Raw genomic sequence first — 24,087 nt, 5'->3', positions numbered from 1 at the left:
AGATGAACCTAGATTTTTCGGCAATTACTCCGTCGATACCATATATATTAAAGGGCCTAGAAGTTACACTGAAAATTGTAGCAGTATCTGCTTTAGTTGGTTTTGTATTAGGAACGTTATTAGCACTTTGCAAAATTGCTAGAGTAAGAGTTTTAAATATCGCTGCTGATTTATATACGTCGATATTTCGTGGCACGCCACTTGTCTTGCAATTAATGATTATTTATTTCGGTGTTCCGCAAATGATTGGATATGATATACCAGCATTTTTAGCAGCAGTACTTGCATTTAGTTTAAATTCGGGTGCATATATGTCAGAGGTAATTCGTGCAGGTATTCAAGCTGTTGATAAAGGACAGACAGAAGCTGCGATGGCGTTAGGTGTTCCATATGGAAAAATGATGAGAAATATTATTTTACCACAGGCATTAAAAAATATATTACCAGCGCTTGTGAATGAATTTGCAACACTTACGAAAGAATCGGCTGTAGTGACAGTAATTGGTGCGACAGACTTAATGCGCCGTGCATATATTGTAGGCGGTGAAACATTTAAGTATCTTGAACCGTTACTATTTGTCGGACTTGTTTACTATATTCTAGTGATTATTCTTACAGTTGTCGGGAAAGCGATTGAAGGGAGAATGAAGAAAAGTGATTAAAATAGAAAACCTTCATAAATCATTTGGACAAAACGAAGTATTAAAAGGAATTACAACAACGATCAAAAAAGGTGAGGTTGTAGCGATTGTTGGACCATCTGGATCAGGGAAATCAACATTTTTACGTTGTATGAATGTATTAGAAACACCGACAAGTGGTCAAATTTGGATTCATGATGAAGAAGTGACAAATCCAAAAACAAATATTATGAATGTGCGTCAACATGTTGGGATGGTGTTTCAACACTTTCACTTATTTCCTCATATGACTGTATTAGAAAATATTACGTATGCACCAGTAAATGTTAAAGGGATAGAAAAACAAGAAGGCGAGAAAAAAGCAAAAGAACTTCTTGAAAAAGTAGGGTTACTTGATAAAAAAGATGCTTATCCGAATCGTCTTTCTGGCGGACAAAAACAGCGTGTAGCGATTGCTAGAGCACTTGCGATGGAACCAGAAGTGATGTTATTTGATGAACCAACGTCTGCACTTGACCCAGAAATGGTAAAAGAAGTACTAGAGGTAATGAAATCGTTAGTAACAACGGGTATGACGATGGCAATTGTCACACATGAGATGGGCTTTGCAAAAGAAGTAGCAGATCGTGTACTCTTCTTAGATGGTGGAAAGCTCGTTGAAGATGCAAACCCAGAGCAATTTTTTACGGCACCAGAAAGCAAGCGGGCACAAGAATTTTTACAAAAAATATTGTAACATGTAAAAGTTACGTGAATAATAGGAGGAAAAGGATGACAGTCTGTCATCCTTTTCTTTATACTTATTGTAAGAATAAGTTTGTACATATAGGAGCTATTACATGTTTAAAATCGGATATCGTACAGTTAAAACAGCAGTTGGAACAGGTTTAGCAGTTTTTATCGCTCAGCTTTTAGGATTAGAATTTTATAGCTCTGCTGGAATTCTTGTCATTTTGTGTGTACAAAATACGAAGCGAAAATCGCTCCAAGCGTCATTGCATCGCTTTTTGGCTTGTGTCTTATCGATGGCTTTCTCATTTTGTATTTTTGAAACAATCGGTTATACGCCGCTCGCCATTAGTTTGTTACTTCTTACATTTATCCCGACAGCTGTCATGTTTAAAATTCAAGAAGGTATCGTTACAAGTTCAGTTATTGTGATGCATTTGTATTCGTTAAAGCATATTACATGGTCAGCGATTGGGAATGAAATAGCGATTTTAACAATCGGAATTAGTGTGGCATTGTTAGTGAACGTCTACATGCCAAGTGCTGAAAAGAAATTAAGAGGGTATCAGAAAAAAATAGAATCTAATTTTAAAACCATTTTATTTGAGATGGCAGTATATTTACGAAATCGTGATAGTACTTGGAGTGGGAAAGAATTAATTGAAACAGAGGAAATGTTGAAAGAGGCAAAAGAATTATCTTTTAAAAAACTTGAGAATCAATTTATGCGTGAAGATGACTACTATTATCGATATTTTGATATGCGTATGCAGCAATTTGAAATTTTAGAACGAATCATGCCACTTGCGGCGTCCTTATCATGGTCATATGAGCAAGCTGGTATGATTGCAGAAGTGATTGAAAATGTTGGGAACTCTATTCGTCCCGAAAGTACAGGTTTAATCTCGCTTAGACAATTACAGGAGATGAGAGAGATTTTTCGGGAAATGCCACTTCCAGAGACACGTGAAGAATTTGAAATGCGGGCGAAGCTTGTTCAACTTGTTTATGAAATGGAACAATATTTACTCATTAAAAGTCGGTTTAAAGGGAAGGATAACGTAAAAGAACTTATATAGAAGGTAGGAATGGACTATGTCGTATCTTCTGTCCTTACTCTTATGTATTTCTCTTTCACCGATTTGGCCTCTTGGCGATAACCCGCGTGCTGGAGACCCGTTTATTATTGTGAATAAGCAGACAAATAAGCTTGCTTATATTGATGATGGGAAAATTCAAAAGGTATTTCCTGTGGCAACAGGGAAGACGAATGATTTAACACCTGAGGGTACGTTCGATATCATCTTGAAAGCGAAAAATCCCTATTATATTGCTAAAAATATTCCTGGTGGTTCACCAAAAAATCCTCTTGGTTCAAGGTGGATGGGATTTAATGCGCGAGGTACAGATGGTAGTAAGTATGGTATTCATGGTACAAATCAGCCAAGTTCAATTGGAAAATATATTTCACAAGGCTGTATTCGGATGAAAAAACAAGATGTGGAATATTTATTTGATCGCATTCCAATTGGAACAAAAGTATCGGTTGTAAAATCGAAAAAGTCATTTCAACAACTTGCAAAAGAAAAAGGAGCAATTGCTTATGAAAAGGTCAACAATATAAGTTGGCTTTTTCTTTCTCTTTTAGTGCCTATTCAAAAAGGAGGATAAAGAGAGCCGAGTAGTTCGAGGCGTGGAAGCCAGGAGGATACGGAGTGGCGACGTAACGAAGAAATGCGATAGCTATCGTTACCGGACTTTTTGAACAGCTTCATTAACTTGTCTTGACATGTGTACATATACATGCGTTAATGAAGTTATACATAGATGATGTAAAAAGGAGCTGCTTGTATGTATTTGAATCCAAGGCTTTCTTATATGCAATTTTTCATCGGCTTTCTATTCATTGTAACGTTCATATTGGCAACCTTTCATATATGTTCTTTTCTCTTGTCTATCGCATTTATTGCACTTCTTAATTTTACTTTTGTAATAGGAGCTTTTCAGCAAAAGCATTACACTAGTTTTGTCATGGCACTTGCAATGGGATTTTCTTTTAGTATTGTAGCTCTTGTACTCCTAATTAAATAAAACATCTATCAATGGAAAAGCTCTACTAATCATGTAGGAAGATAATCGTGTTTTAACAGGCTGTTTATTCTCTATCTAGGGGAATAAATGGCCTGTTCGTGTTTAAACATGTATGAAAAATAAAAAAAGGACGAGTGGCATCGTCCTTTTACCAAAACATACTTGCGCCAGTAAGTAATGTTGTTACAAGCATGGAAATTAACATAACGTAAATCATAACTTTTTGAGCTTTTTTGTTCATCATGGGCCTCCTTACGAATCTTTCTTATCTATTGTATCGAGAAATGGAAATGTGGACAAGGGCATAGATGAGACAAAATTCGAGAAGGGTCTCTAATATTCAACAGGAAAATTCGGAATAAAGAGAGAATATAAAAAGGTATGAGTGAAGTAAAGGGGATATAATTTGATTGAGAAAACGGTTTAAATCATATGATCTTTTCCTTTTATCCCGCTATTCGCGGGCAGTAATACCCCACCTCAAAGTTTGGCAGGAAGCAAAGAAGTTAGGTGAGGGCTAATAATCAGTGGGGGATGAAGAAAACCCCCACTGATTAAAGTTTCACTTTATGCTACATGTAATCTCGTGAGCAGTCCCCTCTTATGAAAGTTTTACTAGATGAAGAATGGAGATACGATGATGAAAATATACGAAACAGAACGTTTACAATTGAGAGAAATCGATGAGTCGTATACAGAACAAGTTCTTCAATATTACGACAAAAATCGCGAGTTTTTAAAAGCGTGGGAAGAATACCGACCAGATGATTTTTTTACAATGGATTATCAAAAGAAACGATTGCAAAAAGATAGAAAAGAGTTTATAGAAGGGAAAATTATTCGATTATGGATTTTTAAAAAAGACGATGATACGAATATCATTGGTTGTATTTCTTTCAATTTAATTGTACGTGGGATTTATCAGTCTTGCGTTCTTAGTTATAAATTAGACAAAGAGGAATTGAATAAAGGGTATACGACAGAAGCGCTTAGAAAAGCAATTGATGTTGCTTTTCAAGAATTTCAGTTACATCGGATAGAAGCGCCGATTATGCCTCGTAATTTAGCGTCGATACAAGTCGTAACGAAGATTGGTTTTCAATATGAAGGTGTATCACGGAAAATGCTAATGGTGAATGGAATTTGGGAAGACCATATGCGCTGGGTGCTTTTAAATGAGTAGAAGAAAACAGAAGGTTATCTAGATGTGTGAACCATCTGTTTTTTGTCTTGTCTTTCGAAACTTTTGCGAAATTCTGTTATAATTAACGTTGTTACATACATAACGCAGTGCAGGAGGCGCATTCTTATGATTAATCAAGAACGTTTAGTAAATGAATTTATGGAGCTGGTGCAAGTAGATTCTGAAACGAAATATGAAGCGGAAATTTGTAAAGTGTTAACAGAGAAATTTACTGCTTTAGGTGTTGAAGTATTTGAAGATGACACAATGGGTGTGACTGGACATGGTGCTGGTAACTTAATTTGTACTCTACCAGCAACGAAAGAAGGAGTAGATACAATCTATTTTACTTCTCATATGGATACAGTAGTTCCTGGTAAAGGAATTAAGCCTTCTATTAAAGATGGTTATATTGTATCGGATGGTACTACAATTTTAGGATCAGATGATAAAGCTGGATTAGCATCTATGTTTGAAGCAATCCGCGTTTTAAAAGAAAAAAATATTCCTCATGGAAAAATTGAATTTATTATTACAGTTGGTGAAGAATCTGGTCTTGTTGGTGCAAAAGCATTAGACCGTGAACGTATTACAGCGAAATATGGCTATGCTTTAGATAGCAATGGAAAAGTTGGCGAAATCGTAGTTGCAGCACCAACACAAGCAAAAGTGAATGCAATTATTCGCGGTAAAACAGCTCACGCTGGTGTAGCGCCAGAAAAAGGTGTATCCGCAATTACAATTGCAGCAAAAGCAATTGCAAAAATGCCACTTGGTCGTATTGATTCTGAAACAACTGCAAATATTGGTCGCTTTGAAGGTGGTACACAAACAAATATCGTTTGTGACCATGTAACAATCTTTGCAGAAGCTCGTTCTTTAGTAGATGAAAAAATGCAAGAGCAAGTTCGCAAAATGAAAGAAGCATTTGAAACGACTGCAAAAGAAATGGGCGGACAAGCAGATGTAGAAGTAAAAGTAATGTATCCTGGGTTCAAATTTGCTGATGGTGATCATGTTGTAGAAGTGGCAAAACGTGCTGCTGAAAAAATTGGTCGTACACCTTCTCTTCACCAAAGCGGTGGCGGAAGTGATGCGAACGTAATTGCGGGCCATGGTATTCCAACAGTAAACTTAGCAGTTGGTTATGAAGAAATTCATACAACAAATGAAAAAATTCCTGTTGAAGAATTAGCAAAAACAGCTGAATTGGTTGTTGCAATTATTGAAGAAGTAGCGAAGTAATTGCATTATATAGGAAAAAGAGTGTGTAGGCCATAAAAGGTTTACGCGCTCTTTTTTATTGATCATTTAGATTCAATAGCTTTCACTAAACGAATGAACCAGTATAAAAAAATCCACGGAAGTATATACAGTGTTGAAATCTTTAATAAGTAAGGGAGAAGTGCAGAGGAATTAATACCGAAGATTGGGAGTAGCAAATGGTTTATAGCGATTATGAATACGACTATTAGAACAGCATAATTTAGTTTTGTCTGGCTTTTCATTTTTTCTCCTTTCTTTTTTTCTATAATTATCCATATGCATTTTGAGTATACAGGGAAAAGAGAGGATTGAAAAGGCGGTATTTGATAAAGAGTGGCCAACACCGTTGTTTTTGAGAACGAATTTTTGGTATAATACAACTAAGAACAAGTGTTCTTTCAGGGGGTGAGTTAAATGCGAGAAATGTATCCAAAAAACGGTCGGGTAATTTTACATGTGGATATGAACTGTTTTTATGCGTCAGTAGAAATCGCACATGATGAGTCGCTAAAAGGGAAACCGTTAGCCATTGCAGGGAATGAAAAAGAGCGGAAAGGGATTATTGTGACGTGCAGTTATGAGGCGAGGGAAAAGGGTGTGCGTGCAACGATGCCGCTTTGGGAAGCGAAGCGATTATGTCCTGAATTGGTTGTAAAGCACCCTAACTTTGAATTGTACCGCGTAGCATCATTTGCGATGTTTCAAATTCTTTCCCGGTTTACTGAAAAGATACAGCCTGTTTCAATAGATGAGGGTTATTTAGATATAACAGACTGTTATGGACTAGGTTCACCTCTTGAGATTGCTCAGATGATTCAACAAACGTTATTAACCGAATTACAGCTCCCGTGCAGCATTGGAATTGCTCCTAATCTTTTTCTCGCAAAGACTGCCTCAGATATGAAAAAACCACTTGGTATTACAGTACTTCGTAAGCGTGATGTTTCTGAATTACTTTGGCCACTCCCAGTTGAGGCAATGCATGGAATTGGTAAGAAAACGGCTGAAAAATTAAAAGAAATTCATATAGATACCATTGGCCATTTAGCCAATGGTAAAGAGCATGTGATTCGTTCTAAAATCGGAAATCATGGCGTTGATTTACAAAAGCGTGCAAAAGGTATTGATAATCGAGAAGTGGACCCGAATCAAATGGGCCAATATAAAACAATTGGAAATTCAACGACATTTTCAAAAGATATGGATGAAGAGAAAGTATTGCTTGATATGCTAGAGCGATTAGCTCAATCTGTTAGTAAACGGCTACAAAAACGTGCGCTCGTAACATATAATATACAAATTATGATCAAATATTATGATCGGCGCACAGTTACGCGAAGTAAACAATTAAAAAATGCAATTTGGGAAGAGTGTGATATTTTTCAGGCTGCTTCGCGATTGTGGAAGAAACATTGGGATGGTGATCCGATTCGGTTACTAGGTGTTACTGCTGCTGAATTAGAGTGGAAAACAGAATCGATCAAGCAACTAGATTTATTTTCATTTGAAGAAGACGCGAAAGAAGAACCGTTGTTAGCTGTCATTGATCAAATTAATCATAAATATGGAACACCTATGGTCCAGCGAGGAAGTCAATTATTTCGTAAACAAGAAAAGTCTTTTCAACAGCAATTGGAAAATAAGTTTATGTAGCAAAATCCCCACTCCAAACCGCTTTGCGGTGAAGTGGGGAAAGTTTTAGCGAGCGTTAGGAAATACTCTTCGAACGCCTTCTGTAAATTCTTCAAATAAACCTTCTACTGGTTTACCGTTTTCAATTTTTCTTGTATAGTCTCTCATTCGATCTACAAAATCAGGGTTTGATGATACAAATACATTGCGAATATCTGGGTCTGTAGCTCTTACTTGATCAGCAATTTTGTTCTCTAATTGCTTTGTGATGTCGCCCTTTACTCCATCGCGCAAAACGACTGCAACATAGGCATTTCTGTTTGTGACAATTACATTGGCCTTGTCCACTTCGTCTAATTCGACAATTCGGTCAGCTGCTTTATTTGCTACGTGTAGACGTGTTTCATTATTATTGACACCATCTGTATTATTTCTAACCCTTTGAAGATCATTGTTGTTGCCTTCATATCTAACATTTCGTACTCCGTTGTTTCCACGATTATCCAGCGCTTTATCATTTCGATTTCCTGCACATCCAAATAGTGAAATAATTGCCAAAGAAACGATCGTAAAAATCTTTAACGTTTTCAATGATATCCCTCCTTTATCATGTTACGTTCTTAAAATGACCAGTTGGGTAATTTATTATGCATGTGAATAAGAAGGGAATTATAATGAATTGAATTTTATCCCGCATTAACGGGCAGTAATCCCCCACCTCAAAGTTCTGTAAGAAGCAAAGAAGTTAGGTGTGGGATAAACTGCCCGTAAAAGCCCGATTGGTGAGGGCTAATAATCAGTGGGGGATGAAGAAAACCCCCACTGATTAAAGTTTCACTTTATTAAAAAAGTAAAGCATCAAGCTCCTACAAAAGCTGCAAAGAAATAAAATGAAATGGTTAAGGAATTTCATTTAAATTAACATTAAGATGAACATGTAAAAAAGTATCGTTTTTTCGATATCTTTTTACATGCTCACTTCATTAGGATAGATGAGGATTTTCATAAATGACAATTTCTGAATTGTTTGGTGTAGAAATACGCTGTGCATAATATGTGATGGACGAAGAAATATATTCCGGTAATGTTTGGTTTGTATGCAAAGATGTATACTCCTGGATTAGTTCTTTTAAAATAGTCCATTGTAATTGTGCTGGATGGTCAGAAACGAAAGAACTTACCCAGCGATCAAATGAAGAGGATAAATCAGTTTGTAAGCGAAATACTTCTTTCATAGTTTTAAGCTCCCTTTATATATGATAAAATTATTTTACTACAAAACACGAATGATTGTTAAGTTTTTTACTCTAATGTTCGTGTTATATAGTCATCTAGATGAGTAGCTTGTGAAAATTCATTTGCCATTTGAAATAACATTCCGTAAGATGAAGGATAGATAATATAAAGAGCTGGAGGAAAGAAAGTGGAATTTGTGTTTTTAGGAACAGGTGCTGGCGTTCCTTCAAAAGGAAGAAATGTTTCATCTATTGCTTTACAATTGTTAGAAGAACGAGGTGAAACGTGGCTATTTGATTGCGGTGAAGCAACGCAACATCAAATTTTACATACATCGGTGCGTCCGCGCCGCATTGAAAAAATATTTATTACGCACTTGCATGGCGATCATATTTTTGGATTACCTGGTTTACTAGGAAGCCGTTCCTTTCAAGGTGGAACAACATCATTAACAGTGTACGGACCGAAGGGAATTAAACAATTTATTGAAGTGGCGTTGTCAGTTAGTACAACGCATGTTAAATATCCACTTGAAATTGTTGAAATTACAGAAGAAGGTCTCGTATTTGAGGACAAGCAATTTTATGTGGAAACGAAGCGATTATCACATGGGATTGAATGTTTTGGATACCGTGTTGTAGAGAAAGATATACAAGGGCACCTTCTTATTGATAAGTTGTTAGAAGTAGGAGTGAAGCCGGGACCAATTTTTAAACGCTTAAAAGATGGAGAAACAGTTGAGTTAGAAGATGGAAGAGTATTGCATGGCAAAGATTTTATCGGTCCGCCACAAAAAGGAAGAATCATTACCATCTTAGGTGATACACGTTATTGTGAAGCAAGTAGACAGCTTGCACAAGATGCTGATGTTCTTGTTCATGAAGCCACGTTTGCGGCGGAAGATGTAGAGCAAGCACATGATTACTTCCACTCTACAACAGAGCAAGCGGCTCGTATTGCATTGCAAGCAAATGTGAAGAGGTTAATTTTAACACATATTAGTTCGCGTTATCAGGGAGAAACATATAAAGAGCTTTTACAAGAAGCACAAGCATTATTTTTGAATACAGAAATGGCTCTGGACTTGAGACATTTTCATGTAGATCGTTAAACTTTTTTACAAAACAATGGCAAAGTACAATGTACAATTGCCATTGTTTTATTTAGGATAAAAAATTTTTATTTTTATGAACAGAGGAAACTGTTATCATCGTATGGTTATATGAGTCTGATACAGATGTGGGAAAAGAGTGGACTGGATAGGATAACAATAAAGGATATTTTTTATTTCAAAAAACTGTTATATAAGTAACACTTGTATTGTTACTATAAGGGAAGAGTAAGGGATTTGAATTTTCAATTTTAAAAATTTAATAAAAGTAAGCGTTTTATAAAAAACGAGCTATAATGAGGGCGTATTACAATTCATTGTGAGTTACAGGCATGCATTTTATCCATTTTTCGTAACGAAACGAAATTGACTAAAAGAAGAGAGGGCATCATGGAAATTATTAAAGGAACCTTATTATTATTATTCGTACTCAGTCTTTTTTCACTCTTTAGTTTCAAAGCACCAAATGGTATGAAAGCAATGGGAGCATTAGCAAACGCAGCCGTAGCGAGTTTCTTAGTTGAAGCGTTTCAACTATATGTTGGTGGGGATTTAATCGGTATACCGTTTTTAAAAGAAGTCGGGGAATCCGCGGGTAGCTTAGGCGGAGTTGCTGGGGCAACTCTTGTAGCATTAGCAATGGGTGTATCACCAGTTTATGCTATGCTTGTAGGGGCTTCTGTGTTAAAATTTGGATTGCTACCAGGATTTATTGCTGGTTATCTTATTTCGTTTTTAGTAAAGCAAATTGAAAAGCGTGTACCAGAAGGATTAGATTTAATCGCATGTATCGTAATTGCAGCACCATTAACAAGGTTGATTGCACAAGGTATGGATCCAGTCGTAACAGCGACATTGAAGCAAATTGGTGGTGTCATTACCTCTGCAGCTGATACAAACCCAATTGTAATGGGGATTATTTTAGGTGGTATCATCACGGTTGTTGCGACAGCACCGTTAAGCTCTATGGCGTTAACAGCACTTCTTGGTTTAACAGGCTTACCGATGGCAATTGGAGCGTTGTCGGTGACGAGTTCATCCTTTATGAACTATGTATTCTTTAAACGAATGAAGTTTGGTGATAAACGTACGACAATTGCCGTTGCAATTGAGCCATTAACGCAGGCAGATTTAATTTCAGCAAATCCAATTCCTGTGTATGTTACAAACTTTATTGGCGGTGCAACAGCAGGTGTTATTATTTCAATGTTTGATCTTATTAATAATGCAACAGGAACAGCGACACCAATCGCGGGACTTATGGTTATGTATGGTTTTAATGACCCGATGAAAGTGACATTGTGTTTCTTGTGTATTATGGTGTCTGGTATTGTTTCAGGATATATCGGTTCGCTTCTATTTAAAAATTATCCAATTCGAACAGCGGCACAAATTCGTGGTGTGAGTGGGAAAGCAACAGGATCGGCAGCTTAATAGAATAGTAGTAAATTAATTTTATCCTGCACACAGGGGAGAGGAAATAGCTGCCCTCAGTAGGAGAAATTTCATTTTATAGCATGAAGATGTAGGGGGGAATCATGATGAAATATCGTTCAGTATTCGATATTATCGGTCCAGTTATGATTGGTCCGTCTAGTTCACATACAGCAGGAGCAGCGAGAATGGGGCAGGTTACTCGCCAACTTTTCCGTCATGAACCGGAAAGAATTACAATCTCGTTATACGGTTCATTTGCGAAAACATATCGTGGTCATGGTACAGATGTGGCGCTTGTTGGGGGAATATTAGGATTTGAAACAGATGATACACGTATTCCAAGTGCATTGGAAATTGCAAAAGAACGCGGGATTGAAGTGGATTTTATCGAGGAAGAAGCAAATGCACCTCATCCAAATACAGCGAGAATTCGTTTGTATAAAGGAGAAGAGGAAATCGAGGTTGTCGCTTGTTCAATCGGTGGTGGCAAGATTGAAGTTGTGGAATTAAATGGTTTTGATTTACAACTATCTGGAACAAGTCCGGCACTTCTTATCGTCAATAATGATCGCTTTGGAGCAATTGCATCTGTAGCTTCCATACTTGCGAAACGCGAAATTAATATTAGTACAATGAGTGTATCGCGTAAGGAAAAAGGAAGAAGAGCGCTTATGGTTATTGAAACGGATGAATTATTGGCAGATGAAGTTATTGAGGAAATTAAAGGGCAATCAAATATTTGTCAAGTTACCATTATGGATTAATTGCAGGGGGGACACATCATGTTTCGGAACGCAGCGGAACTAGTGGCACAAGCTAACGAAAAGAATGTAAAAATTGCAGAAATTATGATTCAATGTGAAATGGATACAAGAAGTCTTTCTCGTGAAGAAGTGCTTGCGGGCATGGAGAGAAACTTAGTTGTAATGGAACAAGCGGTTGAACGTGGTATTCAAGGCGTGAAATCTCCGACGGGCTTAACTGGCGGTGATGCGGTAAAAGTTCAAGCGTATATGAAGAGTGGAAAAGGGTTATCTGGACACACGATTTTGGATGCAGTGAGTAAGGCTGTTGCGACAAATGAAGTAAATGCAGCAATGGGAATTATTTGTGCAACACCAACAGCTGGATCGGCCGGAACTGTGCCAGGTGTACTCTTTGCTTTGAAGGGAAAATTACAGCCAACGCGTGCAGAAATGATTGAGTTTTTATTTACTGCAGGCGCATTTGGTATGGTTGTTGCCAATAATGCTTGTATTTCCGGTGCGGCTGGAGGTTGCCAAGCTGAGGTTGGCTCAGCAAGTGGTATGGCAGCTGCAGCAGCTGTGGAAATGGCAGGGGGAACGCCAGAGCAAGCAGCAACTGCTATGAGTATAGCCTTGAAAAATATGCTCGGTTTAGTATGTGATCCTGTTGCAGGTCTTGTAGAAGTTCCTTGCGTAAAACGGAATGCGGCAGGAGCATCGAATGCTATGATTGCGGCGGATTTATCACTAGCTGGTGTAACAAGTATGATTCCTTGTGATGAAGTAATTGAAGCGATGTACCGCATCGGGCAAACAATGCCGGTTGCACTGCGCGAGACAGCTGAGGGTGGACTTGCTGCAACACCGACAGGGCGCCGTCTACAGGAAGAAATTTTTGGTAAGCAAAATAACTAAGTGAACCTTGCTCATTTGAGCAAGGTTTTTTAATGTCTATTTACGAATTGTTCTAACGTTTCACCGAGTTCATGAGATCGTTTGGTTGCTTGCTTTATACATGATACAAGTGCTTTTTGGAATTCTAAACTTTGCAAGACTTCAATGCCAGCCTCAGTTGTTCCACCTGGCGACGTGATTTCTTTTCGTAAAATAGAAGGATGTTTCGAATTAGCTTTTAACATTTCTGCAGCACCAATCATTGTTTGTAAAATAAGTGCTTTGGCCACAGATTCTTCTAAACCAATTTGTTTTGCTGCTTCTTCCATCGCTTCAACGACGTAGTATACATAAGCAGGGCCACTTCCTGATAGTGCAGTAACAGCATGCATATGTTCTTCTTCTACAACCGAAACAAGACCGATTGTCTGAAACAGAGATTTAGCAGTTTGAATATGCTGCTCTGTTGCGTGCATAGATGGAGAAATTGCTGTAGCTGATTTCAAAATAGCTGCAGATGTATTTGGCATCGCACGAATAATTGGAACATCTTTTTGTAGGAGGTTCGTAATAGATGTAGTAGAAACCCCTGCTAATAAGGAAATGATAAGTTGTTTACTTGATATATAGTCACGAAGAGGTACGATGGCTTCTGCTACATCTTTCGGTTTCATTGCAAGAAAGATGATATCTGCATGTGCAAGCAGTTCTTGTTTATTATGTGTGCCTTTTACACCATACTGAGTATGTAACTCTTGTAACCTTGTTTCATTAGATCGATTGCTTACCGTAATTTGTTCGCTTTGTATGACGTTAGCGTCTAATAAGCCAGCGATAATCGCTTCGGCAATGGAACCAGCACCTAGAAAGGAAATGTTTTGAATGGACATGATGATCCTCCTCTATCTTTGATCAGATTATGTATATGAGAGAAACTTATAAAGTTACATACATTCGTTTTTTTATAGAAAACACCTTCTTTTTATCTGAAAATAATGACAAATTTTTATGGAAGTTGTAAACTGAAGAAAGATTCATTTTTTGAAACGGAGAGATAGAGGGGGACATGAACATGGCGGCAATTCATCGAATGGAGATTCCTGTTCCATTTGCAGTTGAGACAGTCAATGTGTTTTTAGTGGAGGAAGATTCATTAACATTAATTGATACAGGGACAAAGACAGAAGAGTCACGAATTGCTTTAGAAACCCAATTAAAAACTTTAGGATACACGATTGAAGATATTGAAACAGTTGTGATTACACATCACCATGCTGATCATTGTGGACTGTTGAATATATTTCCTGAGAAAACCAACATTGTTGGACACTCATGGAATGAGCCTTGGATTACGCAAAATCCTCAATTTTTAAAACGCTATCATCAATTTTTTAAAGAAACAGCATTGCAGTTTGGTGTTCCAGAGGCTTTCTTACAAGATGGAGCATCACTGACGGGAACACTTAAGTATAGCTGCAATCGTTCACTTACACATACTGTACGAGAAGGTGGCATCATCGACTCATTACCAGAATTCGCGGTTATTGAAACACCTGGGCATGCTTCCACTCATATTTCGTTATATCGGGAGCGTGATGGTTTGTTAATTGGTGGTGATGCATTAATCAGTCATATTTCTTCTAATCCAATATTAGAGCCACCGTATGAAGGACAAACGGAGCGTGCACACCCATTGCTACAGTACAATGAAACATTAAAGCGTTTAGGTATGATGAATATTTCACGCATTTTATCAGGTCATGGTGATGACATTGTGGATGTTAAAGCACTTGTAAATGAAAGATTACAGAAGCAGGAAACGCGAGCATTTAAAGTGTTGGATTTATTAAAAGAAAAGCCAATGACCGCATTTGAGGTATGTGTAAAATTATTTCCGGTATTATATAAAAAACAGTTGCCACTGACGATTTCTGAAACAGTTGGACAATTGGACTATTTAGCATATAATCAACAAGTGATGATTGATGAATCATCGCCCCAGTTGATTTATTATGCAAAGTAGGTGACGGCAATGACAGCAAGTTTACAAGAAAAAGTAATCGTTATTACAGGGGCTTCTAGTGGAATTGGAGAACAAGTTGCAATGCAAGTTGCAGCGCAAGGAGCGATTCCCGTATTAATGGCTCGTACCGAAGAAAAATTACGAGCGCTAGCGCAAAAGATTAAAACGACATATAATACGTCTTGTTATTATTATGTGATAGATGTAAGTCAAGAAACAGAAGTAGAAACTGTTTTTGCACAAGTGTTACAGGATGTTGGACAGATTGATATATTGGTAAATAATGCAGGATTTGGTATTTTCAAAACGTTTGAGGAAGCATCTATGGCTGAAGTGAAAGATATGTTTCATGTCAATGTTTTTGGCTTAGTCGCTTGTACAAAAGTGGTGTTACCTCATATGGTTGAAAAAAATAGCGGACAAATTATTAATATTGCTTCGCTAGCAGGGAAAATTGCAACGCCAAAATCAAGTGCATATGCAGCAACAAAGCATGCTGTGTTAGGATTTACGAATAGTTTACGTATGGAGCTTACGAATACAAATATTTATGTAACAGCAATCAATCCAGGTCCGATTGATACAAACTTTTTTGAAATTGCAGATCAATCAGGTACATATGTAAAAAATATGGGCCGTTACATGTTAAAGCCGACGTATGTAGCGGAGCAAATTGTCAAAGCAATGCAAACGAAAAAGCGAGAAGTGAACTTGCCAAAATGGATGGGGGTAGGACCAAAAATTTTTGCACTATTCCCAGGCCTTTTTGAACGTATAGCAGGTAAATCATTAAGCAAAAAATAAGAGCTTTCCACATGGAAAGCTCTTATTTTTTTATCCCGTATTAACAGGCAGTAAAACGGATTTAAAGAAAGATAGAAGATAGGGAGTGAACTGTCCGTAAAAAATCTGATTGGTTCACCTAATCAAAAATGGGGATGAAGAGAATCCCCATTTTTGAAAGTTCCACTTTATCCCGCTATTCGTGGGCAGTAATACCCCCACCTCAAATTTTTGCAGAAAGCAAAGAAGTTAGGTAGGGGATGGAGAAACCCCCACTGATTAAAGTTCCACTTTATGTTCCAGTAATATATTCATAAACAATATCCTCAATTGCCTCGTATACATCGATGTCAGTATGTGTAGAAATCATTGTTTGGATACTTTGGATTAATACTTCGTAATCTTTTTCTGAAATAGGCTTACATTGATATTGCCCAAAACTTTTTATCATCATTTTCCCAATTAATTTTTCATTCATGTTTTTCCTCACTCACATGTATATATGTATTGTTTTTATTGTACTTGAAGTATAGAGAAAATACCACTATACATCGTTTTTGCATAAAAATCCATTGGTAATTATTGTTTTGTTAAAAAAACTATATATTTTATCCCGTTTTAAAAGTTTTAAAATTTATAAATATTTAATTGACTCTATAAATATACAATATTATAATCATACTTATATTTAAGGAATCGATATAAGGAGGAACTTATGAAAGCTGCGATTATTGGAGCAACAGGATATGGAGGTATTGAATTAATCCGATTATTAACACATCATCCACATTTTTCGATCGCATCCCTTCACTCTTTTTCACAAGTAGGAGAGCAAATGGCAAATGCATATCCGCATTTGCGAAATTTTCTCGCTCATACATTACAAGAAATCAATGTGGATGTGATAGCAAAGGAAGCAGATCTTGTATTTTTAGCGGCGCCTGCAGGGGTTTCTACAGCGATTACCCCGAGTCTACTAAAGGCTGGTCTAAAAGTTGTTGATTTATCAGGAGATTTTCGAATGTTAAACGCTTCTACATATGAAAAGTGGTATAAAAAGCCAGCTGCTGGTGAAGAGATACTTCAGCGAGCTGTATATGGATTAAGCGAATGGAAAAAGGATGCAGTGAAAGGAGCTGAGCTGGTTGCAAATCCAGGATGTTACGCAACAGCAACATTACTAGCAGCTGCGCCATTGATGCTTAACGGGATGGTAGAGGAAGATTCGCTTATTATCGATGCAAAATCAGGTGTATCAGGTGCGGGAAAAACACCGGCAACGATGACTCATTTTCCAGAGTTATATGACAATCTTCACATTTATAAAGTAAATGAACATCAACATATTCCAGAAATTGAACAAATGTTGGCGCAGTGGAATGAACATACAATGCCGATTACATTTAGTACACACTTAATTCCAATATCGAGAGGAATTATGGTTACTCTCTATGCAAAAGCAAAGCGAGGTGTTCATACTCAAATGTTGCATCAGTTATATGAAGAGAGTTATTGTCATGCTCCATTTGTTCGTATTCGTAAAGCGGGAGAATTTCCAAGTCCAAAAGAGGTAAGAGGATCAAATCATTGTGATATTGGAGTGGCTTATGATGAACGAACAGGGCGCATCACAATTGTTTCTGTCATTGACAATATGATGAAGGGTGCTGCTGGGCAGGCTGTGCAAAATGCAAACCTATTAGTGGGGCTGGAAGAAACAGCAGGATTACAGTATATGCCGCTCTATCCATAAGGAGGAAGAAGAATGATTGGGACAGATTTCATTATAAAAGTGCAGAGCGGGTCAATTGTAACGCCAAAAGGCTTTTCTGCGATTGGCATTCACGCTGGATTAAGAAAAGAGAAAAAGGATATCGGAGCCATTGTTTGTGAAGTCCCTGCTAGCTGCGGAGCTGTTTATACAACAAATCAATTTCAAGCGGCTCCTTTGCAAGTTACAAAAGAGAGTATTGGGATAGAAGGGAAGCTACAGGCGATCGTTGTAAATAGTGCCAACGCCAATGCTTGCACAGGTGTACAAGGATTGCATGATGCATATGAAATGCGAACGTTAGCGGCAAAACAGTTCCATGTCCCAGAGAAGTATGTAGCGATTGCTTCAACAGGTGTAATTGGAGTGCCTTTGCCGATGGAAGAAATTCGCACTGGTATTCCATCTCTCGTACCAACGAAAGAAAAAGAGAAAGCAGCTACATTTTATGAAGCGATTTTAACAACGGATCTTGTTACAAAACAATCTTGTTATCAGCTTACGATTGAAGGGAAAGAAGTTACGATTGCTGGAGCGGCAAAAGGATCGGGCATGATTCATCCTAATATGGCTACGATGCTTAGTTTTATTACAACAGACGTAAATATAGAACATGATGCACTGCAGCAAGCATTATCGCAAATTACAAATCATACATTTAACCAAATTACAGTGGACGGAGATACGTCTACAAACGATATGGTCATTGTGATGGCGAGTGGATTGTCGGGAACAAATTCTATAAATATAAATCACCCGGAATGGGAAAAGTTTACGACAGCGCTGCAAAAGGTTTGTGAGGATCTGGCAAAGCAAATTGCGAAGGATGGCGAAGGGGCTACAAAATTAGTCGAAGTGAATGTTTACGGAGCAAGAACGGTAGAAGAGGGAAATATGATTGCGAAACAAATTGTTGGCTCAAGCCTTGTAAAAGCAGCCATATATGGTGAAGATGCAAATTGGGGTCGGATTATTAGTGCAATTGGTCAAAGTGGTGTAGTGATTGAACCAAATGCTGTCGATATTATGATTCAATCCATCCGGGTATTACGAAGCAGTGAGCCACAATTGTTTTCTGAAGAAGAGATGGAACAAAAGTTAAAGCAATCTGAAATCGTCATTGATGTACATTTGCACCTTGGTGAAGAAAAGGGAAGAGCTTGGGGCTGCGATCTAAGCTATGAATATGTGAAAATTAATGCTTGTTATCGCACGTAAGGAGAGAAGAGATGAAAGAGTGTATCGTAGTAAAATGCGGCGGTAGTATGTTAGATCGTTTAGATAGTGTGTTTTTCGGGTGTATAGAGCAATTGGTGAAAAAGTATCGTGTCATTGTTGTTCATGGTGGCGGACCTGAGATTGATGCGACGCTAAAGCGATTCAATATTCCAATTGAAAAGAAGAATGGATTACGTGTGACGACGAAAGAAGTAATGGAAGTCGTTCAAATGGTATTATGCGGCAGTATAAATAAAAAATTGGTGCTGAACTTTCAAAAACATCATTTGGATGCAGTCGGCATCTCTGGATGTGATGGGCAGTTACTTCAAGTTACACCATTTGGACCAAAACTTGGGTATGTTGGGGAAGTTAGATGTGTTGGGACTTCACTATTAAAAACATTACTAGAGCGCAATTATATTCCTCTTATCGCACCGATTGGACTGAGTGATGGTAAATTATATAACGTAAATGCAGATACTGCTGCAGCGGGAATTGCTGTTGCGATGGGAGCAAAAGAACTACTTTTTATTACAGATGTAGATGGTGTGCTATGTGAAGGAAAGCTGGTAAAGCAAGCTGGTGAATCAGAGCTTCTTCACCTTATTGAACAAGGTGTAATTACAGGCGGAATGATTCCGAAAGTGCAGGCAGCTCTTACATCATTACAGATGGGAGTCCATCATGTCAGTATTGTAAATGGAACAAAGCATTTTATAGAGGAAATGGGAGAGTGGCGAGGAACGACAGTAATAAAAGGGGTGAATATAGTATGACGAGTCATATATTTCCGACATATGGCAGACGTGGCATCGAGATTGTGAAAGGAAATGGAACAAAAGTTATGGATGGAAATGGAAAACAATATTTGGATTTTACTTCTGGCATTGCTGTATGTAATTTAGGGCATTGTCATCCTAAGGTCGTAGAAGCGACAACAAAACAATTGCAGGAGATATGGCATATATCAAACCTGTTTCCACATACAGTCCAAGAGGAAGTGGCTAGATTATTAACAGAAGAGCGCGAATTAGGTTATGTGTTCTTTTGTAATAGCGGTGCAGAGGCAAATGAAGCGGCACTTAAGTTAGCACGTAAGTATACAGGGAAGTCTCTTGTTTTAACATTCCAACAATCGTTTCATGGGAGAACATTTGGAACGATGAGTGCGACTGGACAAACGAAAATTCAAGAAGGATTTGGGCCACTTCTTCCATCTTTTTCACACGTACCATTTAATGATATAGAAGCGCTACGAGAGGCAATGAATGAAGAAGTGGCGGCACTTATGGTTGAAATTGTGCAAGGAGAGGGCGGGGTTTTACCGGCAGAGCTTGCCTTTTTGCAAGAAATTGAGCAGTTATGTAAGCAATATGGCGCCCTTTATATTGTCGATGAGGTGCAAACAGGAATGGCGAGAACAGGAACGATGTTTGCTTATGAACAGACGGGAACATCTCCGGATATTGTTACGGTGGCAAAAGCACTTGGAAATGGTATCCCAGTTGGAGCGATGCTTGGAGGAAAAGAACTGGTGACTGCTTTTACAACAGGTACGCACGGTTCTACGTTTGGTGGGAATTTTATTGCGATGGCAGCTGCAAAAGAAGTATTACAAATTATAAAAAAACCTTCTTTTTTACAAGAGGTAAAAGAGAAGGGAGAATATTTATTACAAAAAATAAAAATGGAATTACAGGATGTAGAGTGGATCACAGAAGTTCGAGGAAAAGGACTTATGATTGGAATTGTTTGTACGTGTGACGTTACACCGATTATAGAACAATTAGAGAAGGAAGGACTTCTTGTCTTACAAGCAGGAGCAAATGTTCTCCGAATTTTACCGCCACTGATTGTAACGAATGAAGAAATGGATGAAGCAGTACATATAATGAAGCGAGTAGCTCGTACACAAAAATTACCGATATCGTAAGGGGGAAATACTATGTCAACTGTACAAGTACCGAAATTACAAACGAAGGATCTTTTAACATTAGAAGAACTGACGCAAGAAGAAATAGTAGCGTTAATTGAATTTGCAATTCATTTAAAAAAGGATAAACATTCACCTTTATTAGAAGGGAAAATATTAGGGATGATTTTTGATAAACATTCAACTCGTACGCGTGTTTCTTTTGAAGCAGGGATGGTGCAACTCGGTGGCCATGGAATGTTTTTAAGTGGAAAAGAAATGCAGCTTGGAAGAGGAGAAAGTGTTTCAGATACGGCAAAAGTACTGTCTCACTATATTGACGGAATTATGATCCGTACATTCTCACACGCCGATGTAGAAGAGCTAGCAAAAGAGGCAAGTATTCCAGTTATTAATGGGCTAACAGATGATCATCATCCATGCCAAGCATTGGCCGATTTGATGACAATTTATGAAGAAGTTCATACGTTTAAAGGAATCAAGCTTGCTTACGTTGGTGATGGAAATAATGTTTGTCATTCGTTATTGTTAGCGAGTGCAAAAGTCGGTATGCATATGACAGTAGCGACTCCACTAGGGTATGAGCCGAGTGAATGTATTGTGAAACGTGCATTAGAAATTGCAAGTGAGACAGGGGCAACGATTGAAATCATGAATAATCCAGAGCAGGCAGTAAAAGATGCTGACTTTATCTATACGGATGTTTGGATGAGCATGGGGCAAGAAAATAATGAGGAGAAATATATGTTATTTCAGCCGTTTCAAGTGAATGAGCAGCTCGTTCAGCATGCAAAGAAAACATATCGTTTCTTACATTGCTTACCGGCTCATCGTGAAGAAGAAGTGACGGGGACTATTATAGATGGTCCGGGGTCTGTTGTCTTTGAGCAAGCTGGTAATCGATTGCATGCACAAAAAGCATTATTAGTAAGTTTATTGCAAAATGTGAAAAAACCTTCCTAATATGGGGAGGTTTTTATGACGAAATGTCTGATGTATATTTGGCGATTGTTATTTATATCCTTTATAATGTAGGAAAATTCTTATTAAAGAGATGATAATCGTGCAAACAAGTAAAAAAACATATTCTTTTTTTCAACGTATATGGCGAGCAGTAAAGCTGAACTATTATAAATTGCTGCGTTCATCAGACGGGGCTAAATCAGTGTCTAGGGGTTTTGCTATTGGGTTTGGTTTGGAAATGCTTGTGATTTATACAGCGTCGCTTGTCTATCTTATTTTTTACCCAATCGTACGTATAGCAAAAGGATCGTTTCCGGCTGCGGTTATTGGAAATATTATCGGGAAAGTGACATTTCTTCCAGTATTTCTTTTTCCATTTGCATATGCACTTGGAAAAATCCTGTATCCCTTTGAAGTAAAGGTAATTCATCATAAACCATATACGATAGCTGATCTTTTCTCCAGTAATATATTCATGATGTTAAAGAGCTTATTGCAGAGTGAAGTATATGTATTAATTGGAATGACGATTTTTGGTGTGGTATTTGGGGTTATTTCCTATTTTGTCGTGTATTATTTATATGAAAAAAATCGTAAGTTGCGGTTAACAAAGAGAAAAAAGCGTGTTAGAGAACCGCTTGTACAAATATAAAGAATGTCACATTCATTTTTGACCTTGAATATGCTTAAAAAAAGGGGGGGAATGAATGTTTTTTTATTATGTACCTCAGGTATATCCGTATATGACCTATTACCCTGTTCCGTACACAAGACAACAGTTTGAACCAGTTCAGCCAGTCCAACCAGTTCCATCTTCTCAGGAACGAAAGCCTTACTTAACAACATGGCCGTATTCAAATGTATATTATGGAAACTATTATGAATCATAAAGCTGCTTCTAAAAGAAGCAGCTTTACACGTTTGTTTTTAATATTAAATTTTGAATCGTTTGAAGCGAATGAATCAATTGTTCTCGATCACTTTCAGATAATGTTTGGAAATTTTCTTTCAGTTTGTCTAAAATGAATTGCTGATATTGACTTACTAACAATTTCCCTTCAGTTGTGAGAGAAATTAAAATGACTCGTCGATCTTTTTCGCTATAATGACGCTCTATAAGTTTCTCTTGAATAAGTTTATTTAAGAGAGGTGTCATATTGGGCCGTGAAATCGCTAGTCGCTTTCCGATTTCTGACACTGCTAATGTGCCACGGTCATGTAATAACAGTAGCACCTGTGTATGTGACGGTGGCATGTGCCTTTGAGAAGAAAATTCTCCAGGAAGCATAAACTTGCGATAAAAAAGAGGCACTAACGAAAGAAGATGATCAACAATACGTTCCCACTCACGTGATGCCATATAAAGGCCCCCTTCCATTCTCATTGTATCAAAAAATGAGAATGTGTAAAAATAGAATTGTTCGTTTTTTTATTAATATTTATAGGATAATACTTGTTTAGTAAACGTATTAGCAATAATTTCATAACCTTTGTCATTTGGATGTACCTGATCGTACAGTAATTCTTTTTTATCATTAGGTAATAATTTCCGAACGGGTAAGACGATAGATGGAGAATTGGCTTTGGAAATAGAATAAACGGAATCATTCCAACCATCTAAAAACATATCTGCATAAGAAGCAATTGAATCATCGAGTTTTAAAGGATTATAAAGCTCTGATAAAACAAGTAAAGCGTTTGGATTAATAGAGCGAATTGTATTTACAATTTCTTTTAAATCTTTTTCAAAGCGTCCTTTTTCTGTGTTTAGCACTTTAATGCCGTCAATGACACCGACATTTCGATTTAAACGTAACACATTATTTCCGCCAATACTAATTGTAATCAAATTCGAATTTTTAATTTTTTGCTGCACTTCCTCTGAATGAATCATTTGAACAAGACGATCCGTTGTTAAACCATTCACACCAAGGTTTTCCACTGTAATTGGTTTATGAAGCTGTTCTCCTATTTGATTAGAAGCGATTTGTACATATCCACCTTGCGTAGAGCCATATCCTTTTGCAAGAGAATCACCTAATACAAGATGATGAAAGGAATTGTTTGTTTGCTTATCAATCCAGCGAGGAGCTGATGCTACGGGTTTTTCTTTTTGCTTATTTGTCTCATCGTTCTTTTCGAAATACGAATAAGAAATGATTAGAAGGAGGAGACAAAGTATAGTTAAGGTGACTTTTTTCATAAATTTATCCTCCTTGTAATTGGTTATTTTATCATATTCAGCCATATAAGCAATGGAAGGTTATATCATATCTTTATGAAAATTCCATGAAAAATTTACGGAAAATTTGTAGAAGTGTGTCAAAATTTATTGACGATATGAAACCCTATTCGGTATGATAATGTCAGATAAGTGAAGATATACCAATTTAATGGGACGAAAAAAGAGAATATTGCTTGCGAGAG

General features: G+C 37.4%; 29 protein-coding genes. 21 read left to right on the top strand and 8 right to left on the bottom strand.

Features of this window, described 5'->3' with window-relative positions; genetic code table 11:
- Positions 1 to 2: 2 nt before the first annotated feature.
- The 5 genes from QRE67_RS19325 to QRE67_RS19305 all read left to right on the top strand — a co-directional run bounded on the left by QRE67_RS19325 (position 3) and on the right by QRE67_RS19305 (position 3,461).
- The gene (locus tag QRE67_RS19325; protein ID WP_286121836.1) at positions 3 to 662 is read left to right on the top strand and encodes an amino acid ABC transporter permease; all 660 of its coding nucleotides are present in this window, start codon (positions 3 to 5) and stop codon (positions 660 to 662) included.
- The gene (locus QRE67_RS19320) at positions 655 to 1,377 is read left to right on the top strand and encodes an amino acid ABC transporter ATP-binding protein (RefSeq protein WP_286121835.1); all 723 of its coding nucleotides are present in this window, start codon (positions 655 to 657) and stop codon (positions 1,375 to 1,377) included. The genes QRE67_RS19325 and QRE67_RS19320 overlap by 8 nt, the downstream gene beginning before the upstream one ends.
- Positions 1,378 to 1,480: 103 nt before the next feature.
- Positions 1,481 to 2,449, top strand: coding sequence for an aromatic acid exporter family protein (locus tag QRE67_RS19315; RefSeq protein WP_286121834.1), 969 nt, complete (start codon positions 1,481 to 1,483; stop codon positions 2,447 to 2,449).
- A 16-nt stretch (positions 2,450 to 2,465) separates the two neighbouring features.
- A complete protein-coding gene (locus tag QRE67_RS19310; RefSeq protein ID WP_286121833.1) occupies positions 2,466 to 3,041 on the top strand; it encodes a L,D-transpeptidase in 576 nt (191 codons plus the stop codon).
- Between the two features lie 180 nt (positions 3,042 to 3,221).
- Positions 3,222 to 3,461, top strand: coding sequence for a DUF3894 domain-containing protein (locus tag QRE67_RS19305; protein WP_286121832.1), 240 nt, complete (start codon positions 3,222 to 3,224; stop codon positions 3,459 to 3,461).
- 148 nt (positions 3,462 to 3,609) lie between these two features.
- Here QRE67_RS19305 and prli42 read toward each other — a convergent pair whose 3' ends face one another.
- Complete coding sequence (gene prli42 / locus QRE67_RS19300; protein WP_018780796.1) at positions 3,610 to 3,702, bottom strand: stressosome-associated protein Prli42; 93 nt, start codon at positions 3,700 to 3,702, stop codon at positions 3,610 to 3,612.
- A gap of 396 nt (positions 3,703 to 4,098) precedes the next feature.
- On the opposite strand from prli42, the gene QRE67_RS19295 reads away from it, so the two are divergent.
- A complete protein-coding gene (locus tag QRE67_RS19295) occupies positions 4,099 to 4,644 on the top strand; it encodes a GNAT family N-acetyltransferase (protein ID WP_286121831.1) in 546 nt (181 codons plus the stop codon).
- Positions 4,645 to 4,770: 126 nt separating this feature from the next.
- Entirely contained in the window at positions 4,771 to 5,889 is a 1,119-nt protein-coding gene (locus QRE67_RS19290) for a tripeptidase T (protein WP_286121830.1), read from the top strand.
- Positions 5,890 to 5,951: 62 nt separating this feature from the next.
- Here the strand turns inward: QRE67_RS19290 and QRE67_RS19285 are convergent, their stop codons facing one another.
- The gene (locus QRE67_RS19285; RefSeq protein ID WP_286121829.1) at positions 5,952 to 6,152 is read right to left on the bottom strand and encodes a hypothetical protein; all 201 of its coding nucleotides are present in this window, start codon (positions 6,150 to 6,152) and stop codon (positions 5,952 to 5,954) included.
- Between the two features lie 172 nt (positions 6,153 to 6,324).
- Here QRE67_RS19285 and QRE67_RS19280 point away from each other — a divergent pair, with 172 nt between their 5' ends.
- Complete coding sequence (locus tag QRE67_RS19280; protein WP_286121828.1) at positions 6,325 to 7,563, top strand: DNA polymerase IV; 1,239 nt, start codon at positions 6,325 to 6,327, stop codon at positions 7,561 to 7,563.
- 45 nt (positions 7,564 to 7,608) lie between these two features.
- Here QRE67_RS19280 and QRE67_RS19275 read toward each other — a convergent pair whose 3' ends face one another.
- On the bottom strand, positions 7,609 to 8,133 hold the full coding sequence (locus QRE67_RS19275) for a YhcN/YlaJ family sporulation lipoprotein (RefSeq protein ID WP_286121827.1): 525 nt from the start codon (positions 8,131 to 8,133) through the stop codon (positions 7,609 to 7,611).
- Between the two features lie 392 nt (positions 8,134 to 8,525).
- The gene (locus tag QRE67_RS19270; protein ID WP_286121826.1) at positions 8,526 to 8,777 is read right to left on the bottom strand and encodes a DUF3932 family protein; all 252 of its coding nucleotides are present in this window, start codon (positions 8,775 to 8,777) and stop codon (positions 8,526 to 8,528) included.
- Between the two features lie 188 nt (positions 8,778 to 8,965).
- Here QRE67_RS19270 and rnz point away from each other — a divergent pair, with 188 nt between their 5' ends.
- The 4 genes from rnz to sdaAA all read left to right on the top strand — a co-directional run bounded on the left by rnz (position 8,966) and on the right by sdaAA (position 12,987).
- A complete protein-coding gene (gene rnz / locus QRE67_RS19265; protein ID WP_286121825.1) occupies positions 8,966 to 9,889 on the top strand; it encodes a ribonuclease Z in 924 nt (307 codons plus the stop codon).
- 390 nt (positions 9,890 to 10,279) lie between these two features.
- The gene (locus QRE67_RS19260) at positions 10,280 to 11,323 is read left to right on the top strand and encodes a PTS sugar transporter subunit IIC (protein ID WP_286121824.1); all 1,044 of its coding nucleotides are present in this window, start codon (positions 10,280 to 10,282) and stop codon (positions 11,321 to 11,323) included.
- Between the two features lie 107 nt (positions 11,324 to 11,430).
- Positions 11,431 to 12,090: an L-serine ammonia-lyase, iron-sulfur-dependent subunit beta gene (gene sdaAB, locus QRE67_RS19255; RefSeq protein ID WP_286125327.1), complete on the top strand. Its 660-nt coding sequence runs from the start codon at positions 11,431 to 11,433 to the stop codon at positions 12,088 to 12,090.
- 18 nt (positions 12,091 to 12,108) lie between these two features.
- Entirely contained in the window at positions 12,109 to 12,987 is an 879-nt protein-coding gene (gene sdaAA, locus QRE67_RS19250; protein WP_286121823.1) for an L-serine ammonia-lyase, iron-sulfur-dependent, subunit alpha, read from the top strand.
- A gap of 29 nt (positions 12,988 to 13,016) precedes the next feature.
- Here the strand turns inward: sdaAA and proI are convergent, their stop codons facing one another.
- A complete protein-coding gene (gene proI / locus QRE67_RS19245; protein WP_286121822.1) occupies positions 13,017 to 13,856 on the bottom strand; it encodes a pyrroline-5-carboxylate reductase ProI in 840 nt (279 codons plus the stop codon).
- Between the two features lie 182 nt (positions 13,857 to 14,038).
- Here proI and QRE67_RS19240 point away from each other — a divergent pair, with 182 nt between their 5' ends.
- The gene (locus tag QRE67_RS19240; protein ID WP_286121821.1) at positions 14,039 to 14,989 is read left to right on the top strand and encodes an MBL fold metallo-hydrolase; all 951 of its coding nucleotides are present in this window, start codon (positions 14,039 to 14,041) and stop codon (positions 14,987 to 14,989) included.
- A gap of 9 nt (positions 14,990 to 14,998) precedes the next feature.
- Positions 14,999 to 15,793 carry an SDR family oxidoreductase gene (locus QRE67_RS19235; RefSeq protein ID WP_286121820.1) on the top strand — a complete coding sequence of 265 codons (795 nt, stop codon included), beginning with the start codon at positions 14,999 to 15,001 and terminating at the stop codon, positions 15,791 to 15,793.
- Positions 15,794 to 16,064: 271 nt separating this feature from the next.
- On the opposite strand, the gene QRE67_RS19230 is transcribed toward QRE67_RS19235, so the two are convergent.
- Positions 16,065 to 16,250, bottom strand: coding sequence for a YqzH family protein (locus tag QRE67_RS19230; RefSeq protein WP_286121819.1), 186 nt, complete (start codon positions 16,248 to 16,250; stop codon positions 16,065 to 16,067).
- A gap of 237 nt (positions 16,251 to 16,487) precedes the next feature.
- Here QRE67_RS19230 and argC point away from each other — a divergent pair, with 237 nt between their 5' ends.
- The 7 genes from argC (at position 16,488) to QRE67_RS19195 (ending at position 22,550) form a co-directional block, all read left to right on the top strand.
- Complete coding sequence (gene argC, locus QRE67_RS19225; RefSeq protein ID WP_286121818.1) at positions 16,488 to 17,525, top strand: N-acetyl-gamma-glutamyl-phosphate reductase; 1,038 nt, start codon at positions 16,488 to 16,490, stop codon at positions 17,523 to 17,525.
- A gap of 12 nt (positions 17,526 to 17,537) precedes the next feature.
- Positions 17,538 to 18,761, top strand: coding sequence for a bifunctional glutamate N-acetyltransferase/amino-acid acetyltransferase ArgJ (gene argJ / locus QRE67_RS19220; protein ID WP_286121817.1), 1,224 nt, complete (start codon positions 17,538 to 17,540; stop codon positions 18,759 to 18,761).
- Positions 18,762 to 18,772: 11 nt separating this feature from the next.
- Complete coding sequence (argB, locus tag QRE67_RS19215; RefSeq protein ID WP_286121816.1) at positions 18,773 to 19,540, top strand: acetylglutamate kinase; 768 nt, start codon at positions 18,773 to 18,775, stop codon at positions 19,538 to 19,540.
- Positions 19,537 to 20,697: an acetylornithine transaminase gene (argD, locus tag QRE67_RS19210; RefSeq protein WP_286121815.1), complete on the top strand. Its 1,161-nt coding sequence runs from the start codon at positions 19,537 to 19,539 to the stop codon at positions 20,695 to 20,697. The genes argB and argD overlap by 4 nt, the downstream gene beginning before the upstream one ends.
- Before the next feature lie 12 nt (positions 20,698 to 20,709).
- Positions 20,710 to 21,660: an ornithine carbamoyltransferase gene (gene argF / locus QRE67_RS19205; protein WP_286121814.1), complete on the top strand. Its 951-nt coding sequence runs from the start codon at positions 20,710 to 20,712 to the stop codon at positions 21,658 to 21,660.
- Between the two features lie 100 nt (positions 21,661 to 21,760).
- Positions 21,761 to 22,312, top strand: coding sequence for a DUF2062 domain-containing protein (locus QRE67_RS19200; RefSeq protein ID WP_286121813.1), 552 nt, complete (start codon positions 21,761 to 21,763; stop codon positions 22,310 to 22,312).
- A gap of 55 nt (positions 22,313 to 22,367) precedes the next feature.
- On the top strand, positions 22,368 to 22,550 hold the full coding sequence (locus tag QRE67_RS19195) for a hypothetical protein (RefSeq protein ID WP_286121812.1): 183 nt from the start codon (positions 22,368 to 22,370) through the stop codon (positions 22,548 to 22,550).
- 23 nt (positions 22,551 to 22,573) lie between these two features.
- Here the strand turns inward: QRE67_RS19195 and QRE67_RS19190 are convergent, their stop codons facing one another.
- The gene (locus QRE67_RS19190) at positions 22,574 to 23,020 is read right to left on the bottom strand and encodes a MarR family winged helix-turn-helix transcriptional regulator (protein ID WP_286121811.1); all 447 of its coding nucleotides are present in this window, start codon (positions 23,018 to 23,020) and stop codon (positions 22,574 to 22,576) included.
- A gap of 72 nt (positions 23,021 to 23,092) precedes the next feature.
- Complete coding sequence (locus QRE67_RS19185) at positions 23,093 to 23,863, bottom strand: GDSL-type esterase/lipase family protein (RefSeq protein WP_286121810.1); 771 nt, start codon at positions 23,861 to 23,863, stop codon at positions 23,093 to 23,095.
- Positions 23,864 to 24,087 lie beyond the last annotated feature (224 nt).

Origin of the sequence: Bacillus sp. DX3.1 (assembly GCF_030292155.1) — a bacterium.
Taxonomy (GTDB): domain Bacteria; phylum Bacillota; class Bacilli; order Bacillales; family Bacillaceae_G; genus Bacillus_A.
The sequence above is the reverse complement of the archived record's forward strand: the minus strand, read 5'-3'. Positions and strand labels throughout refer to the sequence as shown.